The organism is Gaetbulibacter saemankumensis DSM 17032, assembly GCF_000425645.1.
Classification (GTDB): domain Bacteria; phylum Bacteroidota; class Bacteroidia; order Flavobacteriales; family Flavobacteriaceae; genus Gaetbulibacter; species Gaetbulibacter saemankumensis.
The window spans coordinates 103,772-118,958 of the sequence record NZ_AUDV01000008.1 but is presented as its reverse complement, the minus strand read 5'-3'; the positions used below and the strand labels follow the sequence as shown (position 1 = coordinate 118,958).

Below are 15,187 nucleotides of genomic sequence, written 5' to 3'. Positions count from 1 at the left end.
TTGGTTAACTGTAAATTAATAAATATTTAAAATTACCGTTTAAATTTGGTGATAATTTTATGCATTATAGAATAAATGAAATGGTTGGTTTTCGCATAATGGAAGGATATAAAGCAAACCATTAAAATAAAGAATAAAGCACCTATAATAACTTCCGCAGGGTCTAAGGATTTATTCCATAAGCGTTTCAGACCATAGCCTGTAAAACTTCCATACAATAGGATGAAATGAATAACATATATAGATAATGTTTTCTTTCCAATTTTAGTTATGATGGAATGTTTAAGGTAGTGTTCAAAGGTATAGAACAATCCAAATAATACAAACACATTTCCAAGTCTAATGAATAAATAGTTGAAATTAGCACACTGTATCAGCAAATCCCAATGCGTCCAGTTATACAATATTGTTAAGCCCCAAGTGGAATGGTAAATTAAAATGTAACCAACTATAAAGAAAGTGATAATGGTTAGGTGTTTAAACTTAGTTCGATGCGAATGCCTGAAAAATACAGTCGAAATAAATGCGCCTAATACAGTATAACCGAACCAAGGTAGTATAGTAAATACCGAACCGTTTGCTTTGGTCATATAATTAGCAAATACCAAAGGTACATTAGTAAATGCCAAATTGCGATAAATGGGCTCAGAAATAAAACACAAACAGCCAATAACTAATAACACTGCCGAATAAATGTAAGAGTGTTTTTTCAATAGGGAATGTAAACCAATTAAAAGTATAAGAGATAAGCCAATACATTGCAATACATCAACAACTAAAACATAGCTGCTGAAATGTCCTGATAACCATCGTAATATATTTATCCGAAGACTGTAGCCTATAAGAATAAGAAGTAGCCCCCTAAACAAACCTCTTTTTAGACGTTCGCGATCATTTCCTTTTTCATGAGCTCTTAAAAGTAAGTAGGCAAATACCAAGCCCGATATAGTGAAAAAGGTAGGTGCGGTAATTCCTCTAAAATAAGTCCATATATCGTATAACATGTTACCTTCGATTCGATAAATGGGATTGATTAAGGTGTCTATAAAATGACCTTGGAGCATCATTAAAATAGCGAATGCTCGAACGGCGTCAATAAAATATAATCTTTGTACTTGCAATGAAAAAGGTATTTTAAAGGGGATAAATATACTTCGAAAACTTTAATCACTGACCAATAGAATTCTTTAATGTGTAAGGTTTTAGCGTAATTACTAAATTATTGTAATTGTATTTCTTAGTCTAAATATTATATTAGCAATAATTATAGTATTTTTTTAAGGTAAATTGATTTCTGTATGTTGATTTTTTATATACATCTTTTAAAATTCTATTTAAATTAAATGACCAATTTTAAAACCAACTAAATAAATAATATTATGACCAAAAGTAATGCAAAGGCTTATTGGAAAGAAAATATTAGATATCTGCTCTTTCTTTTAGCTATATGGTTTATAGTGTCTTATGGAGCTGGTATCCTATTTAAAGACATCTTAAATGAAATAAAAATAGGAGGTTTTAAATTAGGATTCTGGTTTGCTCAGCAAGGGTCTATTTATGTTTTTGTTATTCTTATTTTCGTTTATGTGCGCCTTATGAATAAGCTGGATAAAAAATATGGTTATGATGAATAATATATTTTTGATTGAAACTATTGGTGTACAGAATTGGACTTATATTTTAGTAGGGGTAACATTTGCTCTTTATATTGGAATTGCTATCTGGTCGAGAGCAGGGTCAACTAAAGAATTTTATGTAGCAGGTGGTGGTGTTTCTCCATTAGCAAATGGCATGGCCACAGCAGCAGATTGGATGAGTGCAGCATCATTTATATCTATGGCAGGAATTATTTCTTTTGCAGGCTATGATGGCGCTGTCTATTTGATGGGGTGGACAGGTGGTTATGTTTTATTAGCATTACTTTTGGCTCCATATTTAAGGAAATTTGGAAAATTTACAGTTCCCGATTTCATTGGAGACAGGTACTATTCAAAAACAGCGCGACTGGTTGCTGTGTTTTGTGCCTTATTAGTTTCCTTTACATACGTGGCTGGACAAATGCGTGGCGTTGGTTTAGTATTTTCACGATTTTTAGAAGTTGATATCAATACAGGTGTTATCATCGGTATGATTATCGTGCTTTTTTATGCGGTCTTAGGTGGTATGAAGGGGATTACCTATACGCAGGTGGCACAATATTGTGTGCTCATTTTTGCTTTCATGGTACCAGCTATTTTTATATCTATCCAGATGACAGGTAACCCTATTCCACAGTTCGGCTTTGGAAGTAAGCTAGCTGATGGGTCGGGTATGTATTTGTTAGATAAATTAGATGGCTTAAGTACAGAGTTGGGCTTTAATGAATATACGGAAGGGTCTAAATCTGTTGTAGATGTATTTGCAATCACCTTGGCTCTTATGGTTGGAACAGCAGGGTTGCCGCATGTAATTGTTAGGTTTTTTACCGTGAAGCGTGTACGCGATGCACGCAAGTCGGCTGGACTGGCTCTGTTATTAATTGCTATTTTGTATACGACTGCTCCGGCAGTATCAGTATTTGCGAGAACCAATTTAATAGAGACAGTTTCTGATAAATCATATGTCAATGTCCCGGAATGGTTTAAAAAATGGGAGAAAACAGGCTTAATAACATTTACAGATAAAAATGAAGACGGTCGTATTCAATATCTAGCAGATACTTCTCAAAATGAATTAGTAGTGGATAACGACATCATGGTATTGGCTAATCCTGAAATTGCTAATCTCCCAGATTGGATTGTCGCCCTGGTGGCTGCAGGTGGTTTGGCGGCAGCATTATCTACTGCAGCAGGGCTATTATTGGTAATCTCGGCATCTGTTTCTCATGATTTGATAAAGAAAATGATTAATCCAAAAATTTCGGAACAAGGAGAGTTAATAGCAGCACGTTTATCGGCAATCGTTGCAGTTTGCGTAGCTGGTTATTTTGGTATTAACCCACCCGGATTTGTTGCGGCAACAGTGGCTTTAGCATTTGGACTGGCAGCAGCGTCATTTTTCCCCGCAATAATTTTAGGAATATTTTATAAAAAAATGAATAAAGAAGGAGCTATTGCTGGTATGGTAGTCGGGATAATAGCTATGTTACTTTACATGGTGAAATACCGATTAGGATGGTTTGACGAGGTTACTCCGGATAAAAGTGAATGGTGGTATGGTATTTCACCAGAAGGTTTTGGTTCTGTTGCTATGGTTTTAAATTTTATAGTATCTATTTCAATTATGAAATTCACTAAAGAACCACCCGAAAATGTTCAGGATATTGTTGAAAATATTAGAATACCAAGCGGAGCAGGAGAGGCTACGCATTAATATAATTAATTAAGGTATTGGTCTATATTTTCTAGTTGTACAGATAATATATTCATTAAAACCACTCAATATTATATATTTTAGCAAACATATTAAATCAAATAAACATACTACAAAAATTAAACATTAAGAATGAGTAATTATCACATTAAGCATTTAGAAGAATACTATCAAGTTTATAGGAAATCTATTAGGGAACCTGAAAATTTCTGGGAAGAGGTAGCGGAAGAACATTTTATGTGGCGCAAAAAATGGGATAATGTATTAAGTTGGGATTTTAGCAAACCAGAGGTAAAATGGTTTGAAGGCGCTCAATTAAATATTACGGAAAACTGTATTGACAGGCATTTGGTAACGCGTGGTGACCAAACAGCTATCTTATTTGAACCAAACAACCCTGATGAACCTGCAGAGCATATTACTTACAAACAATTGTATGCGCGTGTAAATAAATTAGCAAATGTTTTAAAAGAAAAAGGTGTTAAAAAAGGAGATAGGGTATGTATTTATTTACCTATGATTCCTGAATTGACTGTTTCACTTCTGGCATGTGCACGCATAGGCGCGATTCATTCGGTTGTTTTTGCGGGATTTTCTTCATCAGCTTTATCTACAAGAATAAACGATAGTGATTGTAAATTAGTTATCACTAGTGATGGTTCTTACAGAGGGGCAAAAACTATAGATTTAAAAGGAATTGTTGATGATGCTTTAGAAGACTGTCCAGGTGTCGAATCTGTTTTGGTAGTGAAACGTATCAATTCTGAAATTAATATGCAAGTAGGTCGAGATGTTTGGTTGCAACCACTTTTAGATGAGGCCTCAGATACTTGTAAAGCGGAGGTAATGTATGCGGAAGATCCATTATTTATTTTATATACTTCAGGTTCAACAGGAAAGCCTAAAGGAATGGTGCATACTACAGCGGGTTATATGGTTTATACGGCTTATACGTTCAAAAATATATTTCAATATAGAGAACACGATGTATATTGGTGTACTGCCGATATAGGTTGGATTACCGGTCATAGTTATATCGTTTATGGACCTTTAGCTAATGGAGCAACTTCCCTCATGTTTGAGGGGGTGCCAAGTTACCCGGATTATGGACGCTTTTGGCAGATTATAGAAAAGCATAGAGTAAATCAGTTTTATACAGCCCCAACAGCAATACGTGCACTGGCCAAAGAAGGAGTAGATCTTATAGAAAAACACGATTTATCTTCGTTGAAAGTATTGGGTTCTGTAGGTGAGCCAATAAACGAAGAGGCATGGCATTGGTATAACGATAATATTGGAAAGAAAAAAAGTCCGATTGTAGATACATGGTGGCAAACTGAAACTGGAGGTATTATGGTAAGCCCGATTCCTTTTGTAACACCAACTAAACCAACCTATGCAACCTTACCATTTATTGGTATACAACCAGCATTAATGGACGAGAATGGTAAAGAATTAAACGGAAATCAAGTAGAAGGACGTTTGTGTATAAAATTCCCTTGGCCTAGTATGGCACGGACCATTTGGGGAAATCATCAGCGATATAAGGACACCTATTTCTCAGCTTTTGAAAATAAATATTTTACAGGTGATGGTGCATTACGAGATGAAGTGGGATATTACCGTATAACTGGTCGTGTAGACGATGTTATTATTGTATCAGGACATAACTTAGGAACTGCTCCAATTGAAGATGCGATAAATGAGCATCCTGCGGTTGCAGAGTCTGCTATTGTAGGCTTCCCTCATGACATTAAAGGTAATGCTCTTTATGGTTATGTCATATTAAAAGATACTGGTGAAAGCAGGGATCAGAATAATTTACGTAAGGAGATTAATCAAATTATAACAGAGCATATTGGGCCTATCGCCAAATTAGATAAGATTCAATTTACAAAAGGTTTACCTAAAACGCGTTCGGGTAAAATAATGCGTCGCATATTAAGAAAAATAGCTTGTAAAGATATTAGCAATTTGGGAGATACCAGTACTTTATTAAACCCTGAAATTGTTCAGGATATTATTGAAAATGCCTTATAGTCGCTTGTTATTTATTGAGTAGATACCCCCAGTTTAGATGTTTTCTTTTATCTAAACGAGATAAGATTTTTAGAAAAACTAAAGCAGTAATAAGCGCATCGCCAGTGGCGGTGTGCCTATCTACTGTAGGAACATTGAGTTCAGAGCATAAAAAATCTAAAGTATAAGGCTTACTGTTATTTTGATATATTATATGTAGCGCTTTTTTGTAAAGAACGCCCGTATCGATAAATTTATTTTTAAGAGGTTTTAAGCCATGGCGTATGAGCATTTCATTAATCATGTTTTTATCAAAATTGGCATGATGCGCTATAAGAACCGAGTCTTTAATGTAATCTAAAAATAATTTTATAGCCTCAAATTCTTGAATTTTATCAATAGAATCATTTTTCAATAGGCCATGTATTTCAACGGTTTCGGGTCTGAAAACGTCCTGTTGTAAATACAGTTCTAAACTATCATTTACATTAATGGTTTTTCCTATTATGGATACTGCACCAATGGATAATACGCGATCGTCTTTTATTCTGAAACCCGTAGTTTCTGTATCGAAAGCCACAAACCTAGTTTCTTGAATTTCAGTTATAGGCTTGTTTTTAAAGCAGTTTAAATATGCCATGAAAAAGTCCGGATAATCAGGTGTTTTGCGTTTAAACCAATTAAGCGTCATGTTATACAAAGTTTTTTAAATCGAATTTAATTTTTAGAGCTTCCTGAATATCATTTAATGGTTTAAAGCAACGACGTAATTTTAGCTGTTCTTCTTTTGTAAGCGTTTGAAGTTCTATGTATTTTCCAGAGTTGTTATGCGCTATACCTTGTTTTGTTTTAAATTTCGAAAGGGCTTTAAAGGCATACGAACAGGATTCGTAAAGTTCTTTGTTGGATGGTTCTATTTCGGCAAGTTTTTCAAATCGTTCAGCAGTATTGTTGATGCCTTTCACTTTGTAACGGAGTATAAGTAACCTTGCGGCGTCGATGAATGGCATAAGTGCGCGGCTTTTTATATTGAATAAATCTTTTTGTTCTCCATTTTTTTCAACTAAAAATTGCTTAAAAAAACCAAGAGGTGATGGGTTTTTTAATGCATCTCGACCTAAAAATTTGAAAAAGATTAATCCCTCATCTAAAGTGTTGTAGATTGAATCAGTCAGAGCATCAGTTAATGATTTATCTCCATATATGAAGTTGAAATCAAAAAATATGGAGGATAATAAAATAGCTTTTTCATCCGGATTTAAAATCCAATCATTAAATTGATTTTTCCAATCTGATAAGGATTTGCACCATTCCGGGTTATTTGCCATCATGTCGGCCTCACAGTATTCAAATCCAATTTTATTTAGCGATTTAGTAACATATTTTCCTAGTTTTAAAAAATAGTCTTGTGTCTCTTTATCTAATTCTGGTTCAACATTCTGATATATGATAGCATTATCTTGGTCGGTAAACAGTAATTGTTCCTTTCTGCCTTGGCTTCCAAGTGCAATCCAAGCAAATGGGACAGGAGGCTTGCCATCCATTTTTTTTAGGGCAATCTCGATGGCTCGAATAGTAACGGCATCATTAATCTGAGAAATTAATTTTACAATATGTGAGAGTGGTATATTCTGCTCTAGATAACTTTTTATTAAGTTATTTGCCTTAAGCCTTGCTGCGCGTAGTTTTTTTGTGCGCTTTGCTCGCTTTATTTCTTTTAAAATTACGGCAGGATTATTTCCTAAACTAACTAATACATCATGATGTGTTAAAACACCTAACAGGCGCGAATTTTCAGTACCATCTTTGGTAATACATAAATGACCAATATTATGTTTTATCATTTGAAGTTGTCCATCCGCTACAGTTAGATTTTTTTTAGCGGTGAAAACCGGAGAACTCATGATGTTGGTTACTTGGGTTTCTATGGGGAATTTACCAGTTGCAATTTTATTCTTGATGTCACTATTGGTGATGATACCTACAGGATGCTTTTGTTCATTCACAACAATAATGCAGCCTATTTTATGTTTACTCATTAGTAAGGCAGCTTTTTTTAGGGAAGAATTTATGTCACAAGTAACCGGGTTTTTAGTGTACTTAGCTGTTTGAAAATTGGCTATATCTTGAGTGTTAGTCGGTAAATAATCGACAAATATTTTATTGGTGGCCTCGGCGGTATATGGGTCGTAAGAATTAGTAGCAAAGGCTGTTATTAAAAATTTAGAAACCTTGGCATTGTTTTCTGTTACAGACCGAAATATATTAATAGGAATGGCATATACAATAGATTCTTCGTTAGCGGTTGCAGTTAGTTTATAACGTTCCTTGGCTATTAGTGGTCTTACTCCAAAAATATCTCCTGCATCACTGATATTGATAATTTCTTCTATGTCATCATTAATAGCATGAAACAGATTCACCGCACCATTTCTAACAATGTAAAAGTGTTCATGGAAATTATCACCTCTTTTAAAAAGCGTATCGCCCTTCTCCATATATATTATAGATACCTGGGTGGAAATTTTTAATAAACTATCGTTATTTAGAAGATTAAACGGAGGATATTTAGTTAAAAAGTCGTTAACTCTATCGGCGATGGAATTTTTCATTTAGTATCAATAATATGTTTAAACTAGTTTAAAATCTAAGAGTAATTCACCTTCAATGGATGCTTGAAGGTGGTCTCCTTTTACATTTTCACCAGCACCACTCGCTGGAGTGCCCGTAAATATTAAATCACCTGGTTCTAAAGTCATAAAACTCGATACATAACTTATGATTTCGGCAAAATTATAAATCATGAATTGGGTATTTCCAATTTGCCTTTGTTCACCATTTATTATTAAATCAAAATTAATATTATTTAAATCTGGGAAATCTGAAATTTGTTTAAAATCTGATACAGGCGATGCACCATCAAATCCTTTTGCTAGTGCCCAGGGACCTTTACTGTCTCTGCTGGCATTTAGAACATCTTTCGCAGTATAATCAATCCCTATTCCAATTTCTGAGATATACGAAGCTGCGTCTTTCTCCCTGATATCTTTACCTTGTTTTCCAATTTTAGCTACAAGTTCAACCTCATATAATAATTGATTTGTAATTTTTGGGAATTCAATATCTTTATTTCCCGTAACTAATGTAGATTCTGCTTTTAAAAATACGGTCTGTGATCCAGTTTTTAATGCTTTAACTTCAGACTGATCATTCACGTAGTTTTTGCCAATACCAATTATTTTCATAATCCTTTAGAAGGTTGTTTTTATCGGAAAGTAAATGTAATAAATTATGATGGTATTTATATTGTAATTATATACGAGAATATGTATAATACTTCTTGTTTTTACGTATCTTCAAGGTTCTTCAAAAAAAAATCTTGATTATGAAAACGATTAAAGCATATGCTGTAAAAGAAGCTGGTGGTAAACTGGAAAAATTTAAATATGAATTAACAGATCTTGGTAGGGAAGAAGTTGATATTAAGGTACACTACTGCGGTATTTGTCACTCCGATTTAAGTATGATAAAAAATGAGTGGGGCATGAGTCAATTTCCATTAGTACCAGGCCATGAAATTGTAGGCGAAGTTCTGGAAGTTGGTAATGAAGTGAATGGATTGAAAAAAGGTGATATGGTTGGTTTGGGTTGGTATTCTGCATCCTGTATGCACTGTAATCAATGTTTAGATGGTAAACAGCATTTATGTGGAGGCAGTGAGGCTACTATTGTTGGTCGTCATGGTGGTTTTGCCGATATAGTAAGAGGACATTGGTCTTGGGTAACGCCACTTCCAAAAGGTTTGGATATCGCAAAAGCGGGTCCCCTGTTTTGTGGAGGGATTACGGTTTTTAATCCAATTGTTATATCGGGGGTGCAACCAACAGATAAGGTTGGAGTTATTGGAGTTGGAGGTTTAGGCCATATGGCCATTAAGTTTTTAAAAGCTTGGGGATGTGAAGTCATTGCATTTAGTTCTAACCCGAATAAGGAAGAGGCTATTTTAAAAATGGGAGCTCATAGGGTTATAAATTCTACCAATTCTGAGGATTTAGAGAGCATTGCAGGATCCTTAAATTTTATATTAAATACGACTAATGTTACTTTAGATTGGAATGCCTATCTTGGTGTTCTAGCACCACAGGGAAAATTACATAATGTTGGAGCTGTACTTGAACCTATGGCTATACCCGCATTTAGTTTATTAACGGGTGAAAAATCTATTGGAGGAAGTCCTTTAGGAAGTATAGCCCTTACGCGTAAAATGTTAGAGTTCTGCGTGCGTCATGATATTTATCCAACAGTAGAAGAATTTGCCATGGAAGATGTTAATGAAGCTATCGCACATTTAGAGTCTGGTAAGGCGCGATTTAGGATAGTACTGAAAGCCTAAAACAGTTATAAATATTACAAAATAAAAACCACATTAAATGTGGTTTTTATTTTGTATAGCCCTTACTGTAAACAGGATTAATAACTATTTTTACGTAATAACTTAGAAGTATATAAATGAAACATCTGCAAACAACGAACGATAAAAAAGATAAAAAGGCCTCAAAAGTAACTATGAAACAAGCCTTTATCGATATAATTTGGCCTAGGAGAAAATTAGTTTTTATAGGTTTATTTTTAATTGTAATTCGTAGTGTTGCCGGACTAATTTTACCTTGGCAAAGTAAAGTTTTACTTGATGAGGTCGTTCCCGACAAAAATTACAGGCAATTATATGGTTTAATAGCTATTGTATTGACAGCAATTTTAGCACAGGCAGTAACTTCTTTTTTATTAACTAGAATATTAAGCGTACAAGCCCAGTATTTAATTAGTGAATTACGTGCACAGGTTCAAAAGAAAGTATTATCGCTACCTATTAGCTTTTTTGATAATACAAAATCAGGAGCTTTGGTGTCGAGAATTATGACAGATGTTGAAGGTGTTAGAAACTTGATTGGTACAGGGTTGGTGCAGTTAGTAGGAGGCACTTTTACAGCTATATTATCTTTAATTATTCTAATAAATTTAAATCCTTGGATGACACTTTTTGTGTTCGTTCCATTGTCTGTTTTTGGATATATAGCGTTAAAAGCTTTTAAATATATTCGGCCTATTTTTAGAAAACGTGGTAAAATTAATGCCGAGGTAAAAGGGCGATTAACAGAAACTTTGGCAGGGGTAAGAGTGATAAAAGCTTTTAATGCAGAGGCTCAGGAAAACCATGTATTTGAACAAGGTGTTTATAAGCTTTACGAGAATGTAAAAAAGAGTCTCACAGCTACTGCTTTAATGACTAGTTCTTCCACTTTTTTAATAGGTGTTGCTACAACAGGTATCATGGGGATTGGAGGCTATTACATGATGCAAAATGAAATGACCACGGGAGATTTTCTGTTTTTCACCTTAATACTCGGATTTATGATAGCTCCTATAGTGCAAATGAGTAATATAGGAAGTCAGCTAACGGAAGCCTTGGCTGGTCTTGATCGAACTGAGGAGTTAATGAATATGACTGCAGAAGAAGACAATCAAGAGCGGATATTGGAATTGGCAGATATTAGGGGAGATCTTACTTTTAAGGATGTCAATTTTGCTTATGAAGAAGGTAAGCAAGTTTTGCATAATATTAGTTTTAAGGCACCTGCTGGTTCAGTCACCGCTTTGGTAGGAAGTTCTGGTTCCGGAAAATCGACTATAGCTGGGTTGTCTGCTACATTTTTAACCCCCAAGTCAGGCGTGGTAAGTATCGATAATCACGATTTGTCTAAAGTAAAGTTAAATTCATATCGGAAGTATTTGGGCGTCGTGCTGCAGGATGAATTTCTGTTTGAGGGTACTATAAGAGAAAATATTCTGTTTCCAAGACCAAATGCGACTGAAGACGAGTTACAAAAAGCGGTAAAAGCGGCTTATGTAAATGAATTCACGGACCGATTTGAAGATGGTTTAGAAACCGTGATTGGAGAACGCGGTGTTAAATTATCTGGTGGACAGCGACAACGTTTAGCTATAGCCAGAGCTATACTTGCTAATCCAAAAATGATTATCTTAGATGAAGCAACTTCCAGTTTAGATACGGAGAGTGAAGCTTTAATTCAGAAGAGTTTATCTGAGCTAATAAAAAACCGAACCACCATTGTGATTGCGCATAGATTAAGTACTATTAAAAAGGCCGATCAAATTTTGGTAGTTGAAGATGGACATATCGTTGAGCGTGGTACACACGATGAACTTATTGGTTTAAAAGGGCGGTATTATAATTTATATACTTATCAGGCTAAAATTTAAAAGACCACTTTATGAAAATTACAGATTTAAAACCGGAAGAGTACAGCGAATTCTATCAAAATTATATTAATTTGATTTCAAAGAATAAAGATTTAAAGGATGCTTTTAAGGACGATACAGCAGAGGTTAATAGGTTTTTTAAAAGTCTTCCTGCCGTTAAGCTTAATTATGCTTATGCAAATGCCAAATGGAGTGTTAAAGAGGTGTTTCAGCATTTAATAGATACCGAACGAGTTTTTCAATACCGCTGTTTTAGAATTGCTCGTCGTGATACAACGGCTTTGGCTGGTTTTGAGCAAAACGATTATATCGACCCTTCTAGAGCTAATGAGAAAGCCTTAGAAACACTGTTGGATGAATTTACTGTAGTTCGTCAAAGTTTTATATCATTATTGGGAAGTTTAACTCAGGAGGATTTAAAGTTTATTGGCAATGCTAATAATAGTTCAATGTCTGCCAGAGCGGCGGCGTTCATTGTTTTAGGACATTATAAATGGCATATGGAAATTATTAAGCAGCGCTACCTCTAATGCTATTTTAAACTGTTGCAGGACTAGATGTTTTACTTTTTAGCATGTAAAAAACAATAACCGATAAGATGCCAAATATTGAAAACCCTATAAAAAGGGGGAGCACTGATGTTTTTACAAAGCCACCGATGTAATTTGCAATGGGTACGGCCATGACGGTTGAAATAAAGCCATTTAAGGCGGCTCCAATTCCAGCAATATGACCAACAGACTGCATGGCTAAAGCTCTTAAATTTCCAAATAAAAAGCCAACTGCGAAGAACTGTAGTGCAAAAAATGTTATAAGAACATAAATGCTCGGATTGTTTCCAGAGAAAAATAATAGTACATATAGAACCGAGATTAATGAGTAAGCAATAGAAGAAATAAAGGCAATCCGCCACATCCCAAATCGAACAACTAGTGTACTGTTCAAAAAAGTAGCTAAGCCTATAGATATGGATAAGCTGGCAAAGATGTATGGGAACATTTCGGCCATGTTATATTGCTGTTCAAAAATCTGTTGAGACGTACTTAAATATACCATAAAGGATCCTGTAATAAAACCAGACACCAAAGTAAAAGCAACAGCTTCAGGGTATTTTATAAATTCTTTAAATCCATCTAAGTATAAATGTGAAGTAAATGGAATGCGATTTTCAGATTCTAGCGTTTCTGGTTGTCGCTTCCAAAACCAGAATATAATAATCAATCCAAAAATAAGGTTAAAATAAAATATGGCTTTCCAATTAAACAAGTGTATTAAAAAAGTTCCTAAGGTTGGGGCTATAACAGGAACCAATATAAAAAACATAACTACTATCGATACTATTTTGGCCATGTAGTCGCCTTCATAAGAATCGCGAATCATAGAAATAGTTATGGTTCTTGGAGCAGCTAAACCTATGCCTTGTAATACACGCCCAACAATCATAATTTCAAAACTCTTAGTTATCAGGCATAAGGCGCTAGCCATTATAAATATTATAAAACCGACATATACTATAGGTTTTCTTCCGAAGCAATCGGATAGTGGTCCTAAAATTAATTGCCCAAAACCAATTCCTAAAAATATCATAGTAATAAGTAATTGGTTGTCATTAGGATTTGTAACACCTAAAGATGTACCAATTTCAGGAAGTGCTGGTAATAGCGCATCAATGGTAAGGGCGACGATTGACATTAGGGATGCCATTAAGGCTACAAATTCAAACTTTAGGTGCGTGGTTTTTTGCATCTAGCAAAAGTAATTTATTAAAATACGTTAAAAATCAATTTCTAGTTAATAAGCATCCTTTTATTGTTAAATTTGTTTTTTGACCTATAAAAACAAACATGAACATAGCTCCTCTATTAAATAATATTACCAAATATATTAACCTTACAGATGAAGAAATTGAGTTCCTAAAATCAAAAATTATTGTTAGAAAGTATTTAAAAGGTCAATATATTGTACAGCAAGGCGACGTGTGTAAGTATGAATGTTTTGTGCTCTCAGGTTGTACTAAGACTTTTTATATAGACAAAGAAGGGCAGGAACATATTGTTATGTTTTCTATTGAAGATTGGTGGACTTCCGATATGGGAAGTTTTATTACTCAAACCCCGGCCGATTTTAATATACAGTGTCTGGAAAATTCTGAATTGGTTATGTTTTCTATCGATGTTATAGAAGATTTATATGAAGGTATCCCTAAATTAGAACGTTTTTTTAGAAAACTTGTAGAGAGGGCTTTTGTTGCATCTCAAAAGCGAATTGTTAGAAATTTTAGTCTTACAGCCAAAGAGCAGTATTTGTTTTTTAGAGAACAATATCCTAAAATTGAACAGCGTATTCCTCAATATATGATTGCTTCCTATCTGGGAATTACTAAAGAATTTCTTAGTAAAATTAAGAGTCAACTGATTCTTGAGCAATAAAAGTTAATCTAGTTTAACATCATTTAATAAACTACTTCATTTTATAAGTTGTATATCTTGGCAATCTTTGTACCATCATATTTAATCACGTAAATATATGAATACATTGATTGAAAAAATAAGTGATGTTAACGATTTAATTCTTCAGGGAAAGGCTTTAGAAGCTTTTGAAACTTATTATCATGATGATGTTATAATGCAGGAAAACGATCATGCTGCGTGTGTGGGGAAATCATTAAATAGAGAAAGAGAAAAGGCCTTTTTTGATGCTATTGAAGAATTTAAATGTGCTAAACCTTTAAAAGTTACTATTGGAGAACAAACAACCATGGTAGAATGGGAACTACACTACGTTCACAAAGAATATGGTGAAAAACGTTATTCACAAGTAGCTGTCCAAGAATGGAGAGAAGGAAAAATTATAAAAGAAAAATTTTATTACGGATCATAAATTAAAAACAATTAAACATGAAAAAAACAATTAAAAATTTAGCTATTGTAGCCCTAGTGGCATTTGCAACACAATCTTTTACAAAAGTTGATGTTGAGAAAAAGGAAATTAAAATTGAAGAAAGTACTTTGGTTTGGAAAGGCTATAAAGTAACAGGTTCTCATGAAGGAACTATCGATATTAAATCAGGACATTTATCATTCGATAATGATAAATTGGTAGGAGGAGAGTTTGTTGTAGATATGCAAACACTTGTTAGTACAGATATGGAAGGTGAGTACAAAGGTAAATTGGAAGGACACTTAAAGTCTGATGATTTCTTTGGTGTAGAAGAACACCCAACATCTACTTTAGTTTTTACAGATGTAAAACAATCTGGTAAAAATGCTTACGACGTAACGGCTGATTTAACCATTAAAGGAAAAACAAATCCTGTGTCGTTTAAAATATCAATCTACGGAAGTAAAGCAACAGCTTCTTTAAAAGTTGATAGAGCAAAATATGATGTACGTTACGGATCTACTAGTTTCTTCGATGGTTTAAAAGATAAAGCCATTTACGATGAGTTTGATTTAGTTGCAGATTTAGAGTTTTAATTTAAATTTAATTAGATTAATAGCAACAGAGTGACTAATTCAATAAAAAAAGCGTTCCA

The 15,187-nt window shown here is 34.1% G+C and carries 14 protein-coding genes; 9 read left to right on the top strand and 5 right to left on the bottom strand.

Going from position 1 to position 15,187, the window contains the following annotated elements; translation table 11 throughout:
* Positions 1–32 precede the first annotated feature (32 nt).
* Positions 33–1,121 (bottom strand): heparan-alpha-glucosaminide N-acetyltransferase domain-containing protein, encoded by a 1,089-nt coding sequence (locus H611_RS0106320; protein ID WP_027137561.1) that lies wholly within the window; start codon positions 1,119–1,121, stop codon positions 33–35.
* A gap of 258 nt (positions 1,122–1,379) precedes the next feature.
* Between H611_RS0106320 and H611_RS0106315 the strand changes: the two genes are divergently transcribed.
* The 3 genes from H611_RS0106315 (at position 1,380) to acs (ending at position 5,391) form a co-directional block, all read left to right on the top strand.
* Positions 1,380–1,634, top strand: coding sequence for a DUF4212 domain-containing protein (locus tag H611_RS0106315; RefSeq protein WP_027137560.1), 255 nt, complete (start codon positions 1,380–1,382; stop codon positions 1,632–1,634).
* Complete coding sequence (locus tag H611_RS0106310) at positions 1,624–3,351, top strand: sodium:solute symporter family protein (RefSeq protein ID WP_394330424.1); 1,728 nt, start codon at positions 1,624–1,626, stop codon at positions 3,349–3,351. The genes H611_RS0106315 and H611_RS0106310 overlap by 11 nt, the downstream gene beginning before the upstream one ends.
* 132 nt (positions 3,352–3,483) lie before the next feature.
* Complete coding sequence (gene acs, locus H611_RS0106305) at positions 3,484–5,391, top strand: acetate--CoA ligase (protein WP_027137558.1); 1,908 nt, start codon at positions 3,484–3,486, stop codon at positions 5,389–5,391.
* 7 nt (positions 5,392–5,398) lie between these two features.
* On the opposite strand, the gene H611_RS0106300 is transcribed toward acs, so the two are convergent.
* The 3 genes from H611_RS0106300 to H611_RS0106290 are packed head-to-tail and all read right to left on the bottom strand — an operon-like array spanning position 5,399 to position 8,615.
* Positions 5,399–6,061 (bottom strand): 3'-5' exonuclease, encoded by a 663-nt coding sequence (locus tag H611_RS0106300; RefSeq protein WP_027137557.1) that lies wholly within the window; start codon positions 6,059–6,061, stop codon positions 5,399–5,401.
* 1 nt (position 6,062) lies between these two features.
* Positions 6,063–7,982 carry a DUF294 nucleotidyltransferase-like domain-containing protein gene (locus tag H611_RS0106295; protein WP_027137556.1) on the bottom strand — a complete coding sequence of 640 codons (1,920 nt, stop codon included), beginning with the start codon at positions 7,980–7,982 and terminating at the stop codon, positions 6,063–6,065.
* Between the two features lie 18 nt (positions 7,983–8,000).
* Complete coding sequence (locus H611_RS0106290; protein ID WP_027137555.1) at positions 8,001–8,615, bottom strand: fumarylacetoacetate hydrolase family protein; 615 nt, start codon at positions 8,613–8,615, stop codon at positions 8,001–8,003.
* Between the two features lie 140 nt (positions 8,616–8,755).
* On the opposite strand from H611_RS0106290, the gene ahr reads away from it, so the two are divergent.
* From ahr to H611_RS0106275, 3 genes are all read left to right on the top strand, one after another.
* On the top strand, positions 8,756–9,763 hold the full coding sequence (gene ahr / locus H611_RS0106285) for an NADPH-dependent aldehyde reductase Ahr (protein ID WP_035483577.1): 1,008 nt from the start codon (positions 8,756–8,758) through the stop codon (positions 9,761–9,763).
* A 116-nt stretch (positions 9,764–9,879) separates the two neighbouring features.
* Positions 9,880–11,652, top strand: coding sequence for an ABC transporter ATP-binding protein (locus H611_RS0106280; protein ID WP_027137553.1), 1,773 nt, complete (start codon positions 9,880–9,882; stop codon positions 11,650–11,652).
* A gap of 11 nt (positions 11,653–11,663) precedes the next feature.
* On the top strand, positions 11,664–12,182 hold the full coding sequence (locus tag H611_RS0106275; RefSeq protein ID WP_027137552.1) for a DinB family protein: 519 nt from the start codon (positions 11,664–11,666) through the stop codon (positions 12,180–12,182).
* Between the two features lie 7 nt (positions 12,183–12,189).
* Here H611_RS0106275 and H611_RS0106270 read toward each other — a convergent pair whose 3' ends face one another.
* A complete protein-coding gene (locus H611_RS0106270) occupies positions 12,190–13,398 on the bottom strand; it encodes a multidrug effflux MFS transporter (protein WP_027137551.1) in 1,209 nt (402 codons plus the stop codon).
* A 98-nt stretch (positions 13,399–13,496) separates the two neighbouring features.
* On the opposite strand from H611_RS0106270, the gene H611_RS0106265 reads away from it, so the two are divergent.
* The 3 genes from H611_RS0106265 to H611_RS0106255 all read left to right on the top strand — a co-directional run bounded on the left by H611_RS0106265 (position 13,497) and on the right by H611_RS0106255 (position 15,128).
* Positions 13,497–14,081 carry a Crp/Fnr family transcriptional regulator gene (locus tag H611_RS0106265; protein WP_027137550.1) on the top strand — a complete coding sequence of 195 codons (585 nt, stop codon included), beginning with the start codon at positions 13,497–13,499 and terminating at the stop codon, positions 14,079–14,081.
* Positions 14,082–14,178: 97 nt separating this feature from the next.
* Positions 14,179–14,532, top strand: a complete 354-nt coding sequence (locus H611_RS0106260; RefSeq protein ID WP_027137549.1) for a nuclear transport factor 2 family protein — start codon at positions 14,179–14,181, stop codon at positions 14,530–14,532.
* Between the two features lie 17 nt (positions 14,533–14,549).
* The gene (locus H611_RS0106255) at positions 14,550–15,128 is read left to right on the top strand and encodes a YceI family protein (RefSeq protein ID WP_027137548.1); all 579 of its coding nucleotides are present in this window, start codon (positions 14,550–14,552) and stop codon (positions 15,126–15,128) included.
* Positions 15,129–15,187 lie beyond the last annotated feature (59 nt).

Bases quoted from the DNA above. Each gene is read 5' to 3' on its own strand.
- H611_RS0106315 (WP_027137560.1), top strand. From the start codon at position 1,380: ATGACCAAAAGTAATGCAAAGGCTTATTGGAAAGAAAATATTAGATAT.
- H611_RS0106310 (WP_394330424.1), top strand. From the start codon at position 1,624: ATGATGAATAATATATTTTTGATTGAAACTATTGGTGTACAGAATTGG.
- acs (WP_027137558.1), top strand. From the start codon at position 3,484: ATGAGTAATTATCACATTAAGCATTTAGAAGAATACTATCAAGTTTAT.
- H611_RS0106300 (WP_027137557.1), bottom strand. From the start codon at position 6,061: ATGACGCTTAATTGGTTTAAACGCAAAACACCTGATTATCCGGACTTT.
- H611_RS0106295 (WP_027137556.1), bottom strand. From the start codon at position 7,982: ATGAAAAATTCCATCGCCGATAGAGTTAACGACTTTTTAACTAAATAT.
- H611_RS0106290 (WP_027137555.1), bottom strand. From the start codon at position 8,615: ATGAAAATAATTGGTATTGGCAAAAACTACGTGAATGATCAGTCTGAA.
- ahr (WP_035483577.1), top strand. From the start codon at position 8,756: ATGAAAACGATTAAAGCATATGCTGTAAAAGAAGCTGGTGGTAAACTG.
- H611_RS0106280 (WP_027137553.1), top strand. From the start codon at position 9,880: ATGAAACATCTGCAAACAACGAACGATAAAAAAGATAAAAAGGCCTCA.
- H611_RS0106275 (WP_027137552.1), top strand. From the start codon at position 11,664: ATGAAAATTACAGATTTAAAACCGGAAGAGTACAGCGAATTCTATCAA.
- H611_RS0106270 (WP_027137551.1), bottom strand. From the start codon at position 13,398: ATGCAAAAAACCACGCACCTAAAGTTTGAATTTGTAGCCTTAATGGCA.
- H611_RS0106265 (WP_027137550.1), top strand. From the start codon at position 13,497: ATGAACATAGCTCCTCTATTAAATAATATTACCAAATATATTAACCTT.
- H611_RS0106260 (WP_027137549.1), top strand. From the start codon at position 14,179: ATGAATACATTGATTGAAAAAATAAGTGATGTTAACGATTTAATTCTT.
- H611_RS0106255 (WP_027137548.1), top strand. From the start codon at position 14,550: ATGAAAAAAACAATTAAAAATTTAGCTATTGTAGCCCTAGTGGCATTT.